This window comes from Pseudomonas sp. NY15356 (assembly GCF_048068175.1).
Taxonomy (GTDB): domain Bacteria; phylum Pseudomonadota; class Gammaproteobacteria; order Pseudomonadales; family Pseudomonadaceae; genus Aquipseudomonas; species Aquipseudomonas putida_K.
In genome coordinates this window covers 1-237 of record NZ_JBLUPW010000108.1, presented here as the reverse complement: position 1 = coordinate 237, position 237 = coordinate 1, and the positions used below count along the sequence as shown (strand labels likewise).

At 57.0% G+C, this 237-nt stretch carries 1 protein-coding gene; it reads right to left on the bottom strand.

The features are described 5' to 3' along the window. Window positions 1–237, bottom strand: a 237-nt coding sequence (locus ACNFCI_RS24155) for an immunoglobulin-like domain-containing protein (RefSeq protein ID WP_416768452.1), incomplete at both ends; no start/stop codon positions are given.

The following is a 237-nucleotide window of genomic DNA, read 5'->3' as shown; positions in this document are numbered from 1 at the left end:
CGAACCTGGCTCATCGGTGATTTCCGTCGAAACAGAGTTCTCACCCAGAGTCAGTTTCTCGAACTTGTCGCCGCCTTCTACCGACTCAAGCTTGTTGGTGATGGTCGGTTGACCACCAGTGAACACGTCGTCCGGCGCTTTAACGGTGATAGAGCCGCTGGCGCTGCCGGCAGGGATAGAAACTTTTGTGCCATCGGTCAGAGTGAAGACCAGGCCACCATGGCCGTTGACCGGCAG